This window comes from Microbacterium sp. Se63.02b, assembly GCF_014171575.1.
GTDB lineage: Bacteria > Actinomycetota > Actinomycetes > Actinomycetales > Microbacteriaceae > Microbacterium.
In genome coordinates, this window is the sequence record NZ_CP050453.1 from 191,672 (window position 1) to 207,965 (window position 16,294).

18 protein-coding genes and 2 pseudogenes are annotated in these 16,294 nt (G+C 69.7%); 12 read left to right on the forward strand and 8 right to left on the reverse strand.

Translation table 11 applies throughout. The features are described 5' to 3' along the window. Positions 1-25: 25 nt before the first annotated feature. From G4G29_RS00985 to G4G29_RS00995, 5 genes and pseudogenes are all read right to left on the reverse strand, one after another. A complete protein-coding gene (locus tag G4G29_RS00985; protein ID WP_345941137.1) occupies positions 26-706 on the reverse strand; it encodes a Gfo/Idh/MocA family oxidoreductase in 681 nt (226 codons plus the stop codon). After that, positions 676-1,050 (reverse strand): hypothetical protein, encoded by a 375-nt coding sequence (locus G4G29_RS23760; RefSeq protein ID WP_345941138.1) that lies wholly within the window; start codon positions 1,048-1,050, stop codon positions 676-678. Before G4G29_RS23760 ends, G4G29_RS00985 begins: the two co-directional genes overlap by 31 nt. After that, a complete protein-coding gene (locus tag G4G29_RS00990; RefSeq protein WP_183151528.1) occupies positions 1,047-2,096 on the reverse strand; it encodes a Gfo/Idh/MocA family oxidoreductase in 1,050 nt (349 codons plus the stop codon). Before G4G29_RS00990 ends, G4G29_RS23760 begins: the two co-directional genes overlap by 4 nt. 178 nt (positions 2,097-2,274) lie before the next feature. Beyond that, a pseudogene (locus G4G29_RS20955) lies at positions 2,275-2,385 on the reverse strand (hypothetical protein); the annotation flags it as partial. Between the two features lie 2 nt (positions 2,386-2,387). Continuing rightward, entirely contained in the window at positions 2,388-3,266 is an 879-nt protein-coding gene (locus G4G29_RS00995; RefSeq protein ID WP_244632296.1) for an ROK family protein, read from the reverse strand. 189 nt (positions 3,267-3,455) lie between these two features. On the opposite strand from G4G29_RS00995, the gene G4G29_RS01000 reads away from it, so the two are divergent. From G4G29_RS01000 to G4G29_RS01035, 12 genes and pseudogenes are all read left to right on the forward strand, one after another. Continuing rightward, entirely contained in the window at positions 3,456-4,697 is a 1,242-nt protein-coding gene (locus tag G4G29_RS01000) for a sugar ABC transporter substrate-binding protein (protein WP_183151529.1), read from the forward strand. Positions 4,698-4,770: 73 nt separating this feature from the next. Beyond that, a complete protein-coding gene (locus G4G29_RS01005; protein ID WP_183151530.1) occupies positions 4,771-5,676 on the forward strand; it encodes a sugar ABC transporter permease in 906 nt (301 codons plus the stop codon). Next, complete coding sequence (locus G4G29_RS01010) at positions 5,673-6,581, forward strand: carbohydrate ABC transporter permease (protein WP_183151531.1); 909 nt, start codon at positions 5,673-5,675, stop codon at positions 6,579-6,581. The genes G4G29_RS01005 and G4G29_RS01010 overlap by 4 nt, the downstream gene beginning before the upstream one ends. Before the next feature lie 19 nt (positions 6,582-6,600). Beyond that, entirely contained in the window at positions 6,601-7,653 is a 1,053-nt protein-coding gene (locus G4G29_RS01015; protein ID WP_183151532.1) for an epimerase, read from the forward strand. After that, complete coding sequence (locus G4G29_RS01020; RefSeq protein ID WP_244632297.1) at positions 7,653-8,561, forward strand: dihydrodipicolinate synthase family protein; 909 nt, start codon at positions 7,653-7,655, stop codon at positions 8,559-8,561. Before G4G29_RS01015 ends, G4G29_RS01020 begins: the two co-directional genes overlap by 1 nt. Continuing rightward, on the forward strand, positions 8,507-8,740 hold the full coding sequence (locus G4G29_RS20960) for a hypothetical protein (RefSeq protein WP_244632298.1): 234 nt from the start codon (positions 8,507-8,509) through the stop codon (positions 8,738-8,740). The genes G4G29_RS01020 and G4G29_RS20960 overlap by 55 nt, the downstream gene beginning before the upstream one ends. Next, positions 8,737-9,222 carry a hypothetical protein gene (locus tag G4G29_RS20965; RefSeq protein ID WP_244632299.1) on the forward strand — a complete coding sequence of 162 codons (486 nt, stop codon included), beginning with the start codon at positions 8,737-8,739 and terminating at the stop codon, positions 9,220-9,222. Before G4G29_RS20960 ends, G4G29_RS20965 begins: the two co-directional genes overlap by 4 nt. Next, positions 9,186-9,749, forward strand: a complete 564-nt coding sequence (locus G4G29_RS20970; RefSeq protein ID WP_244632300.1) for an NAD(P)-dependent oxidoreductase — start codon at positions 9,186-9,188, stop codon at positions 9,747-9,749. Before G4G29_RS20965 ends, G4G29_RS20970 begins: the two co-directional genes overlap by 37 nt. Positions 9,750-9,760: 11 nt before the next feature. Further along, positions 9,761-9,970 (forward strand): annotated as a pseudogene (locus G4G29_RS20975) (GNAT family N-acetyltransferase); the annotation flags it as partial. An 86-nt stretch (positions 9,971-10,056) separates the two neighbouring features. Further along, a complete protein-coding gene (locus tag G4G29_RS01030) occupies positions 10,057-10,686 on the forward strand; it encodes a hypothetical protein (protein ID WP_244632670.1) in 630 nt (209 codons plus the stop codon). 103 nt (positions 10,687-10,789) lie between these two features. Beyond that, entirely contained in the window at positions 10,790-10,939 is a 150-nt protein-coding gene (locus tag G4G29_RS20980) for a hypothetical protein (protein WP_244632301.1), read from the forward strand. Continuing rightward, the gene (locus G4G29_RS01035) at positions 10,927-12,942 is read left to right on the forward strand and encodes a peptidase C14 (protein WP_244632302.1); all 2,016 of its coding nucleotides are present in this window, start codon (positions 10,927-10,929) and stop codon (positions 12,940-12,942) included. Before G4G29_RS20980 ends, G4G29_RS01035 begins: the two co-directional genes overlap by 13 nt. Positions 12,943-13,088: 146 nt before the next feature. On the opposite strand, the gene G4G29_RS01040 is transcribed toward G4G29_RS01035, so the two are convergent. The 3 genes from G4G29_RS01040 to G4G29_RS01050 all read right to left on the reverse strand — a co-directional run bounded on the left by G4G29_RS01040 (position 13,089) and on the right by G4G29_RS01050 (position 16,280). Then, positions 13,089-14,522 (reverse strand): amino acid permease, encoded by a 1,434-nt coding sequence (locus tag G4G29_RS01040; protein ID WP_183151533.1) that lies wholly within the window; start codon positions 14,520-14,522, stop codon positions 13,089-13,091. A 200-nt stretch (positions 14,523-14,722) separates the two neighbouring features. Beyond that, a complete protein-coding gene (locus tag G4G29_RS01045; protein ID WP_183151534.1) occupies positions 14,723-15,556 on the reverse strand; it encodes an SDR family NAD(P)-dependent oxidoreductase in 834 nt (277 codons plus the stop codon). Positions 15,557-15,566: 10 nt separating this feature from the next. Further along, positions 15,567-16,280, reverse strand: a complete 714-nt coding sequence (locus G4G29_RS01050; protein WP_244632303.1) for a GntR family transcriptional regulator — start codon at positions 16,278-16,280, stop codon at positions 15,567-15,569. Positions 16,281-16,294: the final 14 nt, after the last annotated feature.

Consider the following 16,294-nt stretch of genomic DNA (forward strand, 5'->3'; position numbering starts at 1 on the left):
TGCCGTTGGCGTCTTCGGGGGCGATCTAGGAGAGCGCGACGACCTCGCCGCCACGAGCGGCCGACGCCAGTGCGGCCGTGGCGATCTCGACCGTGCGGATGCCGACGCCGGCGTCGGGCTGCGGCTGCCGCCCCTCGCGCACGGCGCGGACGAACTCGGCGAGCAGCAGTCCGTCGAGATCGGCTCCCACCGGACTCCAGGTCTCGCCGTGCGCATCGTGCCCGGCGACGCCCTTGGCGAAGGGGCTGACCGTGACGGTGCCGCGCTCGGCGACGATCTGCAGCGTGAGACCGCCCCAGGTCGGCGAACTCGTCGGCCAGCTCCACGAGCAGTCGATCGTCGCGACGACGCCGCTGGGGTACTGGATCGTCACCAGGCCGCCGGTCTCGACCTCGAGGTCGCGCTGCCCATACAGGATGCTGTTCGACACCGCACGCACGGACCCGGCGCGCTCGCCGAGGAGTTCGTCGAGGATGTCGGCGCAGTGCACGACGTGGTCGACCAGTGCGCCGCCCCCGGCCAGCTCCGGGTCGGTGAACCACGCGCGGTCCTGGGGGAGCGTGCCGTTGTTGATCCCGGTGACGCCGAGGATCCGCCCCAGCCGACCGCTGCGCACCTCCGCCACCGCGTCGCGCACGCCCGGTGCGAAGCGCACGGGGTAGGCGACCATCAGGATCACACCGGCGCGCTCGCACGCCTCGCGCATCGCGATCGCGTCGTCGACCGTCGTGGCCAGGGGCTTCTCGCAGAGCACGTGCACCCGGCGGCGGCCGCACGCTCGACGAGGCCGCGATGGCGGGAGTTCTCGGCGGCGATGACGACGGCATCCGGCTTCCAGGCGAACGCCTCGTCGTAGGTCTCGACGCACGCGACACCCAGCTCGGCGGCCAGCGCCGCACCGCGTGGGGCGTCGTCCGGCGCCGTCGCGCCGTCGGGGTCGGCGGCGATCAGCTCGATCCCCGGCATCCCCTTCAACGCGTGCACGTAGCTGAGGGCGTGCGTGTGCGCGAACGACAGCACGGCGATGCGCAGCGGGGCAGGAGCGGTCATCGGGAGGCCTCCTCGGCATCGGCGTCGGCATCGGCGGAGGCATCGGCATCGGCGGCGGACCTGTCGGCTGCGGAGAGTGCGACCGGGGCGCCGGAGGCGATCGACGTGTACGCGGCCTCGGCGACGGCGACGGCCTCGATCCCGTCGTCAGGGCCGACCTTCGCCTCGCGCCCCTCGCGGAGGGCGGCGACGAAGTCGGAGATCTCCGCGAAGTACGGACTCTCTTCGGGCGACATGGGCGGGAGGTAGTCGGTGGCGCCCGCGTCGAGCACGGCATCCGTGCGGAGAGAGTGGTCCTCGGCGCTGTCGTAGCGCAGCCGGCCCTCGGTGCCCGACACCTCGACACTGGTGCGGAAGGGCATGCCGGGAGCGACCCAGCTGGCGTGCAGATGGCTGATCACCCCGTTGCGGTGGGTCAGCACGACGTGCGCGGTGACGGGTGCGGGCACACGGTCGTCGACGGTCGGCGGGTTCTGCACGGCGTAGACCGTGGCCACGGGCCCGGCGAACCAGACCGCCTGGTCGATGTCGTGGATCATCAGATCGCGGATGACACCGCCGCCCGTGCTCTCCCGGAAGAACCAGGGCGTCTGGGGTGCGGAGCCGGCGCGGCTGAACCGCTGCACCGCGAGCGTGCCGATGCGACCGGCGTCGATGCCGGCCTTGATCTGCGCGTATTCGCCCATGTAGCGCACCACGTGGGCGGGGAACAGGCGGACACCGGCATCCTGCGCGGCGCGGGCGACGGCGGTCGCGGCCTCGGCGGTGGCGGCGAGGGGCTTCTCGCAGATCACGTCGCGCCCCTTGGCGATGGCGCGCAGGGCGAAGTCGGCGTGCGTGCTGCTGGGGGTCACGATGTCGACGAGGTCGACCAGCTCGATGAGCGCGTCGACGTCGGAGACGAGGTGGAAGCCGTATTCCTCGGCGATCTCCTCTGCGCCTGCGAGGGACGTGACGTACCCTTCGGCGCCCAGCGCGCGCCAGGCATCGGCGTGCACGCGGGAGATGCCTCCGGCGCCGATGAGTCCGACCTTCAACGTGCTCACTGCTTCTCCTCGGTGTCTTCGTCGTCGGCTCCGGCCGACTCCAGTGGCAGGGGGTGATGGGCGGGGCCGGCATGTCCGCGATCCCGTAGATCTCGCCGGAGTGGCGCTGGAACGCGTGGACCACGGCTCCGTGCGCCGCGGCCTCGGCCCCCAGGCGGGCCTCGGCGATCGGCACCTGGAACGGCAGTCCGAGGTGACCGGGCAGGGCGGCGCGGAGCGGATCGAGCAGCTGTTCGTGCGCGGCGGAGAGCCCGCCCCCGATCACGATCATGGCCGGGTCGACCGTCATCGTCAGGGTCGCGATGCCGTGGGCGAGCTCATCGATGAAGGCGTCGAGCCCTGCTGGGCGGCCGGGTCGCCACCGCGTGCCTTCGCGAAGACCTCGGCGGCGGTCGGGGCGGTCTGCCACGAGATCTGACCGGTCTCGGTGTTCAACCCGCGGAATGCGAGGCGGCCGATGTCCCCGGCGGCGTTGTGGATGCCGCGACGAGGACGACCGCCGAGGATCAGGCCCATCGCGATGCGGTTGCCGACCGAGAGGTAGATGACGTCGTCGACGAGTTGAGCGACGCCGAGGTGGTGCTCGGCGACGGCCGCGAGCCGAACACCGTTGTCGACCGCGACCGGGCAGCCGAACGCCTGGCGGAGCTGCGACCCGATGTCGATCCCCGACCACTCGGGGATCACGACCGAGGTGGTCACGCGCCCCGCGTCGTCGACGATGCCAGGGAGCGAGACGCCGACGGCCCGGACCTTCGAGGGAGGTATCGAGACCGCGGCGAGGGTGCGGCGCACGTCATCGATGACGGCGGCGAGCTTCGAGGCGCCGTCGGGCTGCGCGGCGACGCCCGAGTAGCTGCGCTGTGCGATGACGAGTCCCGCCAGGTCGGCGAGGACGACGCGCACGCTCGCGACGCCGATGTCGACGCCGACCACGGTGCCCGCGGCGGCATGGAAGGAGTATCGGCGGGCGGGACGCCCTGCGCCGCCGCCGTTCTGCGCCGGTGCGTCGACGATCAATCCGGAGTCGCCGAGCGCGGTCACCGCGTTCTCGACCGAGGTGCGCGAGATCTCGAGGGATCGTGAGAGGTCGTTGACCGTCGCGGGACCCGCGTCGCGCAGGTGGAGTGCGGAGCGCGCGACGATCGAGAGCGGACTTGTCACGGCCATGTGCGGTCCCTTCCTCATCTCCGTCGTCGGGTGCGATCAAATTAGCACACCGAATTCTCAGATCAAGCTTTGATGTTGATCCGCAGGAAACACGCTGGAAACAACCGCCTGAGAACTTGTACTTGACGAATTATCCCATCGCAGTGTCATAATGAACCGTACTCAGCACGGTATAAGCAAAGGAGCACCATGCGCGTCAGCAAGATCACCGGCGTCGTCGCGGGAGTCGCGGCCGCCACCCTGTTGGCCGGATGTTCGGCCGGCGGAGGCAACACCGCAGAGGGTGAGCAGGACATCACGGTCTGGCTCTACCCGGTCATCGCCGACGAGGCGGTGCACAAGGACTTCTGGGACTTGACGATCGCCGACTTCGAGAAGAAGAACGAGAACATCAACGTCGACTACGAGATCTTCCCGTGGGCGAACCGCGACGAGGCCCTCCAGACCGCGATCGCGGCAGGCAAGGGACCCGACGTCGTCTACCTGATCCCCGACCAGCTCGCGGCGTACCAGAAGTCGATCGCACCGCTCAACGACCTGCTGAGCGAGGAGCGCCAGGGCGAGCTGCTGCCGAACGTCAAGGAGTCGGTCACGCTCGACGGCGACATCCTCGGCGCGCCGATCCTCACCAGCGCCCAGCCGCTCCTCTGCAACGCCGCGGCGTTCGAGGCGGCCGGTGTCACCGAGTACCCGGAGACCTGGGACGACATCGCCGAGATGGCACCGAAGTTCACCGAGAAGGGCATGTACGCCCTGAACTACCCGGCGTCGGCTGAGAACACCCTCAACCTCACGTACTACCCGCTGCTGTGGCAGGCGGGCGGCGAGGTCTACACGAAGGACGGCGACGTCGGCTTCGACAGCAAGGAAGGCGAGAAGGCGCTCACCTTCCTCACCGACCTGGCCGAGGCAGGAGCGCTCGACCCCGAGGCCCTCACCACCAACGTCCCGCTCGAGCAGACCGCGGTCGCCCAGGGCAAGGTCGCCTGCACGTGGAACAACGCCGTCCCCGAGGTCCTGCCCTTCTGGGGCGAGGAGAACGTCAAGGTCCTCGCGCCGCTGACCGAGAAGGAGTCGGTAGCGTACGGCACGGTCGGCTCGCTGTCGGTGCTCAAGGGCTCCAAGGCGCAGGACGCCGCGGCGAAGTTCGCCGAGTACGCGACCGGCGCCGACGTGGTCGAGCCGTACCTGAAGGCAGCCGGCTTCTTCTCGGCGCTCAGCACCACCGAGCCGCTGTACGCGGACGACCCGCTGCTCGGCGAGGTCGAGAAGTACGTCCCCGACACCACGGTGGGCGAGCTCGACGCCTCGTCCCGTGCGCTGATGGGCGTGCTCGCGCCGGAGATCCAGGCCGCCCTCCTCGGGCAGAAGTCGCCGGAGGACGCGCTCAAGGATGCTGCGGCCGCCGCGGCACCGCTGATCAAGAAGTAGCAGGATCGGGGGCGTGCGCACGTCCGCGCACGCCCCCGGCACCCCCTTCACTCCCCCACGTGAGGTACCACTGATGACGACGGCAACCACGGCGAAGAGGCCCGCAGGGCGGGTCACGCGGATCCTGGCACGGCGTGAGGCGCGCATCGCGTTCCTGTTCGTGCTCCCCGCGTTCCTCCTCTTCATCGCCTTCCGCTTCGGCCCGAGCATCGTCGGTGTCGCGCTGAGCTTCTTCGACTACGACATCACCGGCGAGATCGCCTGGCGTGGACTCGACCACTTCCAGCGCATGATCGCCGATCCGCTGTTCTGGCGCGCGATGGGCACCACGCTCATCTACACGGTGTTCGCGGTGCCGATCGCGCTCGTGCTCTCCACCGTGATGGCCCTCGGCGTGCGTCGGGCCTTCCGCGGCGCACGCTTCTTCCGCTCGATCTTCTTCCTCCCGGTGATCACCTCGCTCGTGCTCGCCGGCTCGATCTTCGTCTGGATCTTCTCGGCGAACGGCCCATGGTCGGCGCTGATGACCCCGCTCGGTCTCGGCGGATCCTGGCTCGGCAGCACGGTGCTCGTCATCCCGGCGATCGTGGTCGTTGGCGTCTGGTCCCGGTTCGGCTACGGGATGATGATCCTCATCGCCGCGCTGCAGGACGTGCCGCGCGAACTCGAGGAGGCCGCCCTGATGGACGGCGCCAACTCCTGGCAGCGCTTCCGCTACGTCATCCTCCCCGTGCTGCGCCCGACCTTCTTCTTCCTCGCGGTGATCGAGACGACCGCCGCGTTCCAGGTCTTCGACGTCATCTACGTGATGACCCAGGGTGGGCCGGCCAACGCCAGCTACTCGCTCGTCTACATGCTCTACGACCAGGGCTTCCGCTACTTCGACTACGGCTATGCGGCCGCGATCGGCGTGGCCCTGTTCATCATGACCCTCGTCGTCGCGCTCATCCAGCGCCTGGTGATCGGAAAGCAGAAATGACCGCTCTGATGCAGCCGCCGACGTCGACCGAGACGCCGAAGCCGCCGAAGACGTCGTCGAAGCAGCGCCGCGCCTACCGTGCCCTTCAGCCGACCGGATGGGGCATCGTCGGGCGGTGGATCTGGCTGAGCCTCGCCGGCATCCTCAGCTTCTTCCCCTTCTACGCCATGGTCGTGTTGAGCCTGAAGCCGGGGATGGTCGTCGAACTGCCCGGTTCGCTGCTGCCCTGGACCGACATCTCCTTCGACGCCTACGAGCAGGTGCTCGCGGGACAGAACATCCTCGGGTGGCTCGGCAACACGCTCATCTACTCGCTCGTCTCGGTCGTCGCCGTGCTGTTCTTCTCGGCGCTCGCGGGTTACGCCTTCGCCAAGAAGCGCTTCCGTGGCAAGGAGGTGATGTTCTGGTCGTTCCTCGCGATGGTGATGGTGCCGTTCCACGTCACCCTGATCCCGACCTTCATCCTGATGGCGAACCTCGGTGGCGTCGACACCTACTGGGGCCTGATCCTGCCCTCGCTCGCGAACGCGCAGGCCGTGTTCCTGATGCGGCAGTTCATCTCGGGGCTGCCGGACGAGCTGTTCGAGGCCGCGCGCATCGACGGCGCCGGGGAGTTCCGCATCTTCCTGCGCATCGTGCTGCCGCTGTGCAAGCCGATCCTGGCGACGCTCGGCATCTTCGTCTTCCTGTGGCACTGGAACGACTTCCTGTGGCCGCTCATCATCGCGAAATCCAACTCGATGTTCACACTCACCGTCGGCATCTCGTCGCTGCAGCAGCAGAACGTCCCGCTGAGCACCATGCTCGCCGGGTCCGTCGTCGCGCTGCTGCCCATCTTCCTCGCGTACCTCATCGCTCAGCGGTACGTGCAGGAGGGCGTGGCCGGTACGGGCATCAAGGGCTGAGAAGAAGGGAAAGCACCACGTGACTCAGCACCAGTTCACGACGCAGCGCCGATTCACATCCGAGGCGGAGCTCGAGGAGGCGCTCGCGACACCGAGCGCCGGCCTGATCGCCGACCTCTCCCGCGGGGCGGGCGACCTCGTGATCCTCGGAGCGGGCGGCAAGATGGGCCCGACCCTGGCCATGCTCGCGCGCCGCGGGATGGACGCCGCCGGCCGCACCGATGACGCGGTCTACGCGGTCTCGCGCTTCGGCGACGCCGCGATCCGCGAGCGCCTGGAAGCCGCAGGCGTGAAGGTCGTCTCGTTCGACCTGATCGAGAACGACGACTTCGCATCCCTGCCGGACGCGCCCAACGTGGTGTTCATGGTCGGCGCGAAGTTCGGCGCCGCGACGAACGCCTCCTGGGCATGGGAGGTCAACGCTGCACTGCCCGATCGTGTCGCCCGCCGCTACCGGGACAGTGCGATCTCGGTGCTCTCGACCGGCAACGTGTATCCGTTCCTGCCGGCCTCGTCCGGCGGGGCATCCGAAGAGGTCCAGCCCGCACCGATCGGCGAGTACGCCCAGTCGTGCCTCGGCCGCGAGCGGGTGTTCGAGTTCGGCGCGCAGGAGCGCGGCACGAAGGTCGCGATCATCCGTCTGAACTACGCCGTCGATCTGCGCTACGGCGTGCTGGCCGACATCGGCAGCGCCGTGCACGCCGGGCAGCCCGTCTCGGTCGCCACGGCCAACGTGAACGTGATCTGGCAGGGCTACGCGAACGAGGTCGTGCTGCGCAGCCTCGTGCACGCCTCGACGGCGCCCTTCACGATCAACCTGACCGGTCCTGAGCTGCTGAGCGTCGAGTCGATCGCCCGTCGCTTCGGAGCACTGTTCGACCGCGAGGTCACGATCGTCGACGAGCCGCAGCCGACCGCTCTGCTCAGCGATGCCCGCCGGTGCATGGCCCTGTTCGGCTACCCCGCGGTCTCGGCCGAGACCCTGATCGGCATGCAGGCCGAGTGGATCGCCGCCGCGCTTCCGATGATCGCGAAGCCGACCAAGTGGGCCGTGCGGGACGGGAAGTTCTGATGGCGGGCTCCACAGCGCGCACCGCGACCGTGCCCTCGCTGCGCCCCGAGGCCGCCGCGACCCTGGCCCGTGGCGCCGTGATCCCCGCGCATCCGCTCGCCCTCACCGCCGAGCGCGCACTCGATGAGCGTCGCCAGCGCGCCCTCTCGCGCTACTACCTCGACGCGGGAGCCGGCGGCCTCGCGGTCGGCGTCCACACGACCCAGTTCGAGATCCGCGACCCCGAGCACGCCCTCTTCGAGCCGGTGCTCGCGCTGGCCGCAGAGGAGATGGATGCCCGCGGCGACGCGAGTCTCGTGCGCATCGCGGGCGTCGCCGGAGACACCGCACAGGCCGTGGCCGAGGCCGAGCTCGCCCGCTCGCTCGGCTACGACGCGGTGCTCGTGAGTCCTCGCGTCGCGGGCGCCGACGAGCGTGCCCTGCTCGAACGCGCCCGCGCCGTGGGCGAGGTGCTGCCGCTGGTCGGCTTCTACCTCCAGACGGCGATCGGCGGGCCGGTGCTCGACCGCGACTTCTGGCGGGAGTTCGCCGCGATACCGTCGGTCGTCGCCGTCAAGGCCGCACCCTTCGACCGCTACCGCACCCTCGAACTCGTGCGCGGCGTCGCCGCGTCCGGTCGGGCGGACGAGATCGCGCTCTACACCGGCAACGACGACGCGATCGTCGCAGATCTGCTCTCCGCGTTCCATGTGGACGCGCCGGACGGTCCCCCCGCACCCTGCGCTTCGTGGGTGGGCTGCTGGGCCAGTGGGCTGTCGGCACCCGAGCTGCGGTCGCGCTGCTGGACCGCGTCCGTCAGGCGATGGGCGGCGACGCCGAGGCCTACCGTGAACTCGGACTCCTCGCCTCCGACATGGTCGACGTCAACCAGGCGGTGTTCGATCCGGGCAACGACTTCCACGGGGTGATCGCCGGGGTGCACGAGATGCTGCGGCAACAGGGGCTGCTCGACGGCATCTGGTGCCTCGACCCGGCGGAGGGACTCTCGGCAGGACAGGCCGAGGAGATCGAGCGGGTGCGCCACGCCTACCCCGCCCTCAACGACGACGCCTTCATCGCCGAGAACCTCGAGGACTGGCTGCGATGACCGCGGCGGCGAGCGCACCGGCCGTGGTCGCGGTCGTCTCGGAAGGGCTCTTCGCGGAGTTCTTCTCTGCCGCGGACGCCGAGCGGCTCCGTGCTGCGGCCGAGCGCCTCGGCGGCGGGTTCGTGCGGGTCGACCGGCTCTCCGACGCCGAGCTCGGCGCGGCGCGCATCGTCCTCACGAGCTGGGGTGTCGGACCCTTCGACGCGGCCGTGCTCGCATCACTGCCCGAGCTCGCGCTGATCGCGCACACCGGCGCGACCATCAAGCCCTTCGCGACCGACGAGCTGTTCGACCGCGGCGTCCTGGTCACTCAGGCCGGAGCGGGGATGGCTCGGTCGGTGGCAGAGGTGTCGCTGACCTTCACGCTCGCGCTGCTGCACCGTGTTCCCGAGATGCACGATGCGCTGCGTGCGGGCGACGGCTGGCACGACGCCGCTGCGGTGGGGTGCAGCACGAGATCCTCGGTGCACCGATCGCCGTGATCGGGGCCTCGCGCACCGGACGGGCCTACCTGGAGCTGATCCGTGCCCTCGGGGCCGAGCCGCTGCTGGTCGACCCCACGATCGACGCCGCCGCTGCCGCCGCGCTCGGAGCCGAACTCCTCCCCCTCGACGACGCCCTCCGCCGTGCGCAGATCGTCGCCGTGCACGCCCCCACACTGCCGGAGACCCACCACCTGATCGGTCGGCGCGAACTCGCACTGATGCGCGACGGTGCGGGGCTCGTCAACACGGCGCGCTCCTGGCTCGTCGACGAGACCGCCCTGATCGAGGAACTGCAGCGCGGTCGGCTCGGTGCCGCGATCGACGTGTTCGACGAAGAGCCGCTCGCCGCGGACAGCCCCTTCCGTGCACTCCCCGGTGTGCTGGTCACCCCGCACCGTGCGGCCGGCACCCGTGAGGGACGACTGCGGCAGGGGAGGATCGTCGCGGATGAGGTCGAGGCCTTCGTCGAGGGACGCCCGCTCGTCCACGCGGTCGACCGCGCCCAGCTGTCGTCGATGGCATGAGCCTCGAGCCGATGAGCGGGGCCACGATCCGTCCGGCCCGTGTCGAGGATCAGCCGGGGCTCACGGCGCTGTGGGCGACCGCGTTCACACCCGCGCTGGCGCCGGATCAGTGGCTCGTCGACGAACAGCGCCTCGCGCACACGTTCGTGGCGGAGGACGACGACGGCGTGTGCGGGTCGATCTACGGCCTGCCCAAGCGGCTGCGCGAATCCGACGGAGGGGTCGCTGAGGTGCATGCGATCGGGAGCGTCGCGGTCGCCGAGCGCGCCCGGGGAAGGGCCTTGCCCGCCGGCTCGTCGCCGCGACGTTGGAGACAGCGCGCGAGGCCGACTGGGCCCTGCTGTTCACGGGTACGCCGGACGTGTACCGCTCCAGCGGGTTCGCGTCGTTCTCGATGCCGCGGACCCTGCGTGGTCCCTGGACGGCTCCCGCGTTCGCGGCGGTCGCGGGCCGTGTCGAGCGCGAGACCGTCGGCCTGGGGAGTCTCGGTGCTCTGGGCGAGGTCTACGAGCGCTCGCGCGCGGATCGCGTCGTGCTCGCGCCGGTGCGCGACGACCGGGACTGGACGATGGCCGAGGTGCGGATGCGCGGGGCCCGTCTGTACCGCTGGGTCGAGGGCTCTGCGGTGCGGGGCTACGCGATCGCCGACACCGATGGCGGTCTCGGCAGGCTCCTCGAGTGTGCCGTGCTCCCCGAGTCCGACGGATCTGCAGCCGTGTACCGCGAGCTGTACAGTGCCGTCGCCGCGGACTGGGCAGCGGCCGCGGTGGGCGCGTGCGAACTCGCCGTTCCCGCGCTGCCCGAGGAGGAACGGGTGATCCACGACGTCGCGCCGCACGCCGTGCGACAGGAAGACCGCACCGGGATGGTGCGCCCGCTGCGACGCGAGGCCCGACTGCACGGCATCCGCCACTTCACGGCGGGCGACTACTTCTGAGCAGCAGCTCGGAGAGCTGGGGATGGGGAACGGATCGGAGAACGCGGTCCGGCCACCGGGCCGGACGCCTGACCGCGGCGAGGACGCCGCAAGGAGGAAGAGCATGACCCAGCTGGACAACATCGAGACCGACACCGCGGCGCTGCGCAGCCGCCGCATGCTGCTCGCCGGCTTCGGCGCGGCGGCGCTCGGCGGCGTGGTCGCGGTCGGTTCGCAGACCCCGCGCAGGCGGCAGGCCCTGTGGCGCCGCTGAGCTCGTCGGGCTCGGCGAACGTCGCGAACGGCGGCACCGCGACCGAGCTCGCCACGCGCAAGGGCAAGGACGGCGACCTGGTGCGTACGACCGGGTACGCCGCGGCGGGCGACAGCGGCGACGGGCTCTATCGCTTCGTGAAGAAGGATGCCCCCGCGGCCAACGGCGGCACCGTGCTCGCGGCACCCAAGGGTGGCACATGGGTACTGGTGCACGACGGCGTGGTCGACTTCCGGATGTTCGGGGTCATGGATGCGACCGTGAACGCCGACGATGCACTCGACGCGATGGTGAAGGATGCGCGCATCCACCGGGTCGAGGCGCACAGCGACCTGAACTTCGTGCGCCGCCACACCTTCACGCGGTCGAACATCGCCTTCGACTTCGGCGGGCACCTGATGACCACCGTCGGGATCGAGAACGCGGGCAAGGACGACCCGTTCGCCGCGGTCATGTTCTTCCGCGGCGAGGTCACCGATGCCGTGCACGAGGCGCGGCTGAACGAGGTCGTCCCCGATCTCGGCGACATCTTCCCCGTGGCCGACTCGTCGTTCTTCGCCGTCGGCTCCTGGTACGCGGCCGAGGTGAACGCGCTGTCGGGCCGGTGGGAGCGGGAGCTGCAGCGCCTCGTCCAGGTGACGCAGATCGTCGACGGCACGCACATCCGCATCAACTACAAGAACGGCTGGCCGCTCGGCAAGGACCGCACGATGACATGGCGTCACGTGAAGCCGGTGCAGGACGTCACGGTGTCGAACCTCAAGTTCCTCGGCACCGGCACCGACGAGTACACGGGCTCGCACCCGCTGGCGTTCGAGTATGCGGTGCGCTGCGACGTCGACCACATCGACGGGACCGGCACGTTCTGGCCGCTCATCCAGCGACGGTGGAACACGTACTACTCGACCGTGAGCTGCACGCTGAAGAACCCGACCTCGGTCACCTGGGGCGGGGCGGGATACCTCACGCAGCAGATCTACTGCCTGTACGGATATGTGGCCAACTGCCATACCGCGAACTCCCGGCACCTCAACGACTTCACCGCGAGCGCCTACTGCCTGGTGGAGAACTGCCACGGCGACGGCGACGACCAGGGTCCGTTCGTCACCCACGGACAGTACGAGCACGACCTCACCTACACCGGTAACTCGGGGCTGATGACCTTCGCCAACTCGGGCGCGGCGTGGGGCTCTGCGGCCAAGCGCATCACCGTCCGCAAGCACGTGTGCTCGTGGTTCGTCGCGCGTGTGCGCATCACCGACCTCACGCTCGAAGACGTGCAGGTGATCGGCAAGCCCTCTCTCGCGGGCTCGGGGATGCTGTGGATCAACGCCGACGGCGCGCAGCTGCGGGGGTGCACGGCGTCGGACACGCTCATCATCACGCAGGCGTCGGACAACTCGGCGCGGCCGACCGTGATCGCCGACTCGCACTTCACGTTCGTCGCCCCTGGCGAGCTCACGAACGCCACCGTGAAGACCCCGGTCACGTTCGTCGACACCGTGCTCGATCGGGTGGGCGGCATGAAGATCGCGGGCTCGGGTGCGGTGACCTTCCGTGGGTCGACGTTGTCCGCTGCGGACGACGCGGCGCCCATCGCGACGTCGTCGGAGCGGTTGCGCATCGAGGGCTCGACGCTCCGGAACGCCCGTCTCGCCGCGGCACGGAGCGAGCGTCAGGCGATCGAGATCGCCGGCTCGGATGTGGCTCTGAAGGGCGGCACCGGCGTGGCGCGGACGGGCGACGGCGAGCTGCACCTCACGCTGAGCGACAGCACCTTCCGTGCGGAGGGTTCGGCCACGCACGTCTCTGTCACGAAGGGCGCGACCCACTACCGTGCGACCGGGAACCGCTTCGAGGGCGGCGCGCTCGAGCTGACGGATGCCGCGTTCGGCACCTCGTCCACACTGCTGCACACCGGAAACGTGGAGTCCGGCGTCACCCGCACGGCATTCCCCGCCGAGGGCGACCGCGTGGTCGACACCGCCAACCTCGTGGTCTGACCACCGCCCCGCGCCTCCGCCCCGCCCCCGCCCCCGTGGCCGAGTGCACGGGTTGTTCGTGAGTGCACGGCTTCTCGACGCGAGGAAGCCGTGCACTCGGCACGAAGCCGTGCACTCGGCGAGGGGGACGGGCGCGGGAGTGAGGGTCAGCGCGGGTGCCGGGGGCTGTCGGGATTCATGAGCGAGTGGTGACGGCCGTACTCGAAGTACACGATCAGCCCGATGATGAGCCACACGCCGAAGCGCACCCAGGTCTCCCAGTGCAGCTGCGAGATGAGGAAGAGCGAGAACGCGACGCCGACGACCGGCACGAGCGGCATGAACGGCAGTCGGAACGTGCGCGGGGCGTCGGGCTTCGTGTAGCGGAACACGATCACAGCCACGCAGACGACGACGAAGGCCGCCAGGATGCCGATGTTCGTCAGGTCGGCGACGACCCTGATCGGGAAGACCCCCGCGAAGAACGCCGAGCCGAGACCCGCGATCCAGGTGACCCGCTGGGGCACGCCGCGCCGGTCGACCGCGGCGAACCACCCCGGCAGCAGGCCGTCGCGGCTCATGCTGAACCACACCCGCGTCGCGCCGAGCAGGAAGGTGAGCATGACGGTGAGGATCGACAGCACCGCGAACACCGAGATGATCGACGCGATCACGGGGAGTCCCACACTGGAGAACGCCGAGGCGAACCCCGCCTTCGGGTCGATGTCCTGATAGTTCTGCATGCCGGTGAGCACCAGGGTCGCCGCGACGTAGAGCAGCATCGCGATGACGAGCGAGAGGATGATCGCCTTCGGCATGTGCTTCCGGCCGTCCTTCGCCTCTTCGGCGGCTGTGCTCATGGCGTCGTAGCCGAACACCGCGAAGAACACCGTCGCCGCACCCGTGAACACCGGGCCGAAGCCGCTCGGCAGGAACGGGTCGTAGTTGGCGGCGTCGATGTGGAACACGCCGAGTCCGACGATCGCCAGGATCAGCACGATCTTGACGGCGACCGCGACCAGCTCGAAGCGCCCGAACGTCTTCGTGCCGCGGCTGAGCAGGAACGTCACGAACAGGCAGACCACGATGGCCGGGACGTTGACCACCCCGCCTGCTTGATCGAAGGTCTCGGTGAGCGCGGTCGGAAGATGGATGCCGAACCCGGACAGGAACGCGTCGAGGTACCCCGAGATCCCGATCCCCACGACCGCGACGATCGCGACGTATTCGAGGAGCAGATCCCAGCCGATGAACCATCCGGCGAGCTCGCCGAGGGCGACGTAGCCGTAGCTGTAGGCGGAGCCCGCGCGAGGGATCATCCCGGCGAACTCGGCATACGAGAGCGCGGCCGCAGCGGACGCGAGCCCTGCGATGAGGAAGGACAGCAGCACAGCCGGCCCGACCCCGGGGTTGTCGGCGTCGCCGTGCGCGACGAGGCCCGCGAGCGAGAAGATCCCGACGCCGACGATGCCTCCGACCCCGATGGCCGTCAACTGCCACAGCCCGAGCGACTTGAAGAGGCCGCTGTGCGCGGCATCCTCCGTCATCTCGTCGAGTGGCTTGCGTCTCCACACGGAACGGTTCTGCTTCGCTGCATTCATTCGTGGTCTCATCGCCCTTCCTCGTGACAGTGACATGTTACACGTCACGACGTCCGAGGGCTCTTCCATCTGGCGAGTGCACGGTGTGCTCGCGAGAGCACGGGTTCTCCGCGTCACGAAGCCGTGCGCTCGCCACGAGGCCGTGCGCTCGCGGGCCAGACGCGGGAGTAGGGCGGCGGGGAGGGGAGTGGACGCGGCGGCTACGGGTGGACGCCGACGAGGGCGGCGCTGCGCTGCCAGAGCGCCTCGGCGAGCGCGGCGTCGTCCACCTGCGGGTTCACCTTCGTGGTGAGCACGCGCTCGTCGTAGTACGCGCCGGAGAACCAGGTCTCGTCCGGTGTGCCCTCGATGAACCACCGCAGCGTGGCCCCGCCCTTGTCGGCGCCGATGAGCATGAGGTGCTTGAGCGGCGTGCGGTACAGCAGCCGCATGATGCTCGAGGAGTCGGAGGCGAAGTTGGTCTGCACGGTCCCGGGGTGGAATGCCACCGCGCTGAGTCCGTCGGCGTGGAACTTCGTGTGCAGACTCTTGGCGAACAGCACGTTGGCGAGCTTGGCGTCGCCATAGGCCTTGTTCGGGCTGAAGCGTCGAGCGTTGTCGAGGTCGTCGACGTCGAGGTGTCCGAAGAGGCGATGGGCGATGCTGGAGGTGTTGACGACCGCCCCGCGAGAGCGCAGCAGTGCGGGCAGCAGCAGGCGGGTGAGCAGGAACGGTGCCAGGTGATTGACCTGCATGGTCTTCTCGAACCCGTCGACGGTCGGTGTCGGATCCCCGAAGATGCCGCCGGCGTTGTTCGCGAGCACATCGATACCGCCGTCGCCCACGGCATCCGTGATCTGCGCGGCGAGGGCTCGCACGTCGTCGAGGCGGGCGAAATCGGCCGTGAACCAGGTGGCGCCGGTCTCCTCGGCGACGGCGCTGGTCTTCTCGGCCGATCTGCCCACGAGGATGAGGCGGTTCGACGGTGAGGAGAGCTGACGGGCGGCCGCCGCGCCGATGCCGTCGGATGCTCCGGTGAGGACGATGGTCTTCATGGTCGTGCGCTCACTCGGCGGGGACGGAGGGAGTGATGCGTCGGACGGCGCGCGTGACATGTTCGGCGATCACGGCGCGCGCCTGTTCCGGGTCGCCGCTGGCGATGGCGTCGACGATCTGCTGGTGACTGCGCACGTGCTCTTCCTGCTCGGTCGGGTCGAGCGCGGAGTTGGCGGCCTGGATGAAACCGGTGATGCGCCCGCGCAGCTGACCGCTGAGCTCGTCGAGGAAGCGGTGTTCGGCGAGGTCGGCGAGCGTCTCGTGGAAGAGGCGGTCCTGACGAAGGACCTCGGCGATGTCACCGGGCGCGGCGTCCGACATGGCCTGGATGATGGCGCCGAGCCGGGCGGCCGACTCCTCGTTCCATCGTTCCTGCACCCGGATGGCCATGAACTGCTCGAGCACGATCCGCAGACTCGAGATCTCCTCGAGGTCCTGTGCGCTGAGCTGTGCGACGCGCGCGCCACGACGGGGCTCGCGCGTGATCAGGCGCTCCTCGGCGAGACGGGTCAGCGCCTCGCGCACCGGGATGTGGCTCACGCCGAGCCGGTCGGCGAGCTTGCGCTCGACGAGGCGCTCGCCGGGGGCGAGCTCTCCGGAGTGGATGGCCGCGCGCAGCTCGTCCGTGACCTGTTCGGCGATGTTCTGATCCGAGACGCTGCGCACCGTGGCTCTCCTGTCCGTGCCGGAACCCGCGAGCGGCTCTCGGGCGAGTTCCTGCATCGACCGATGCTATG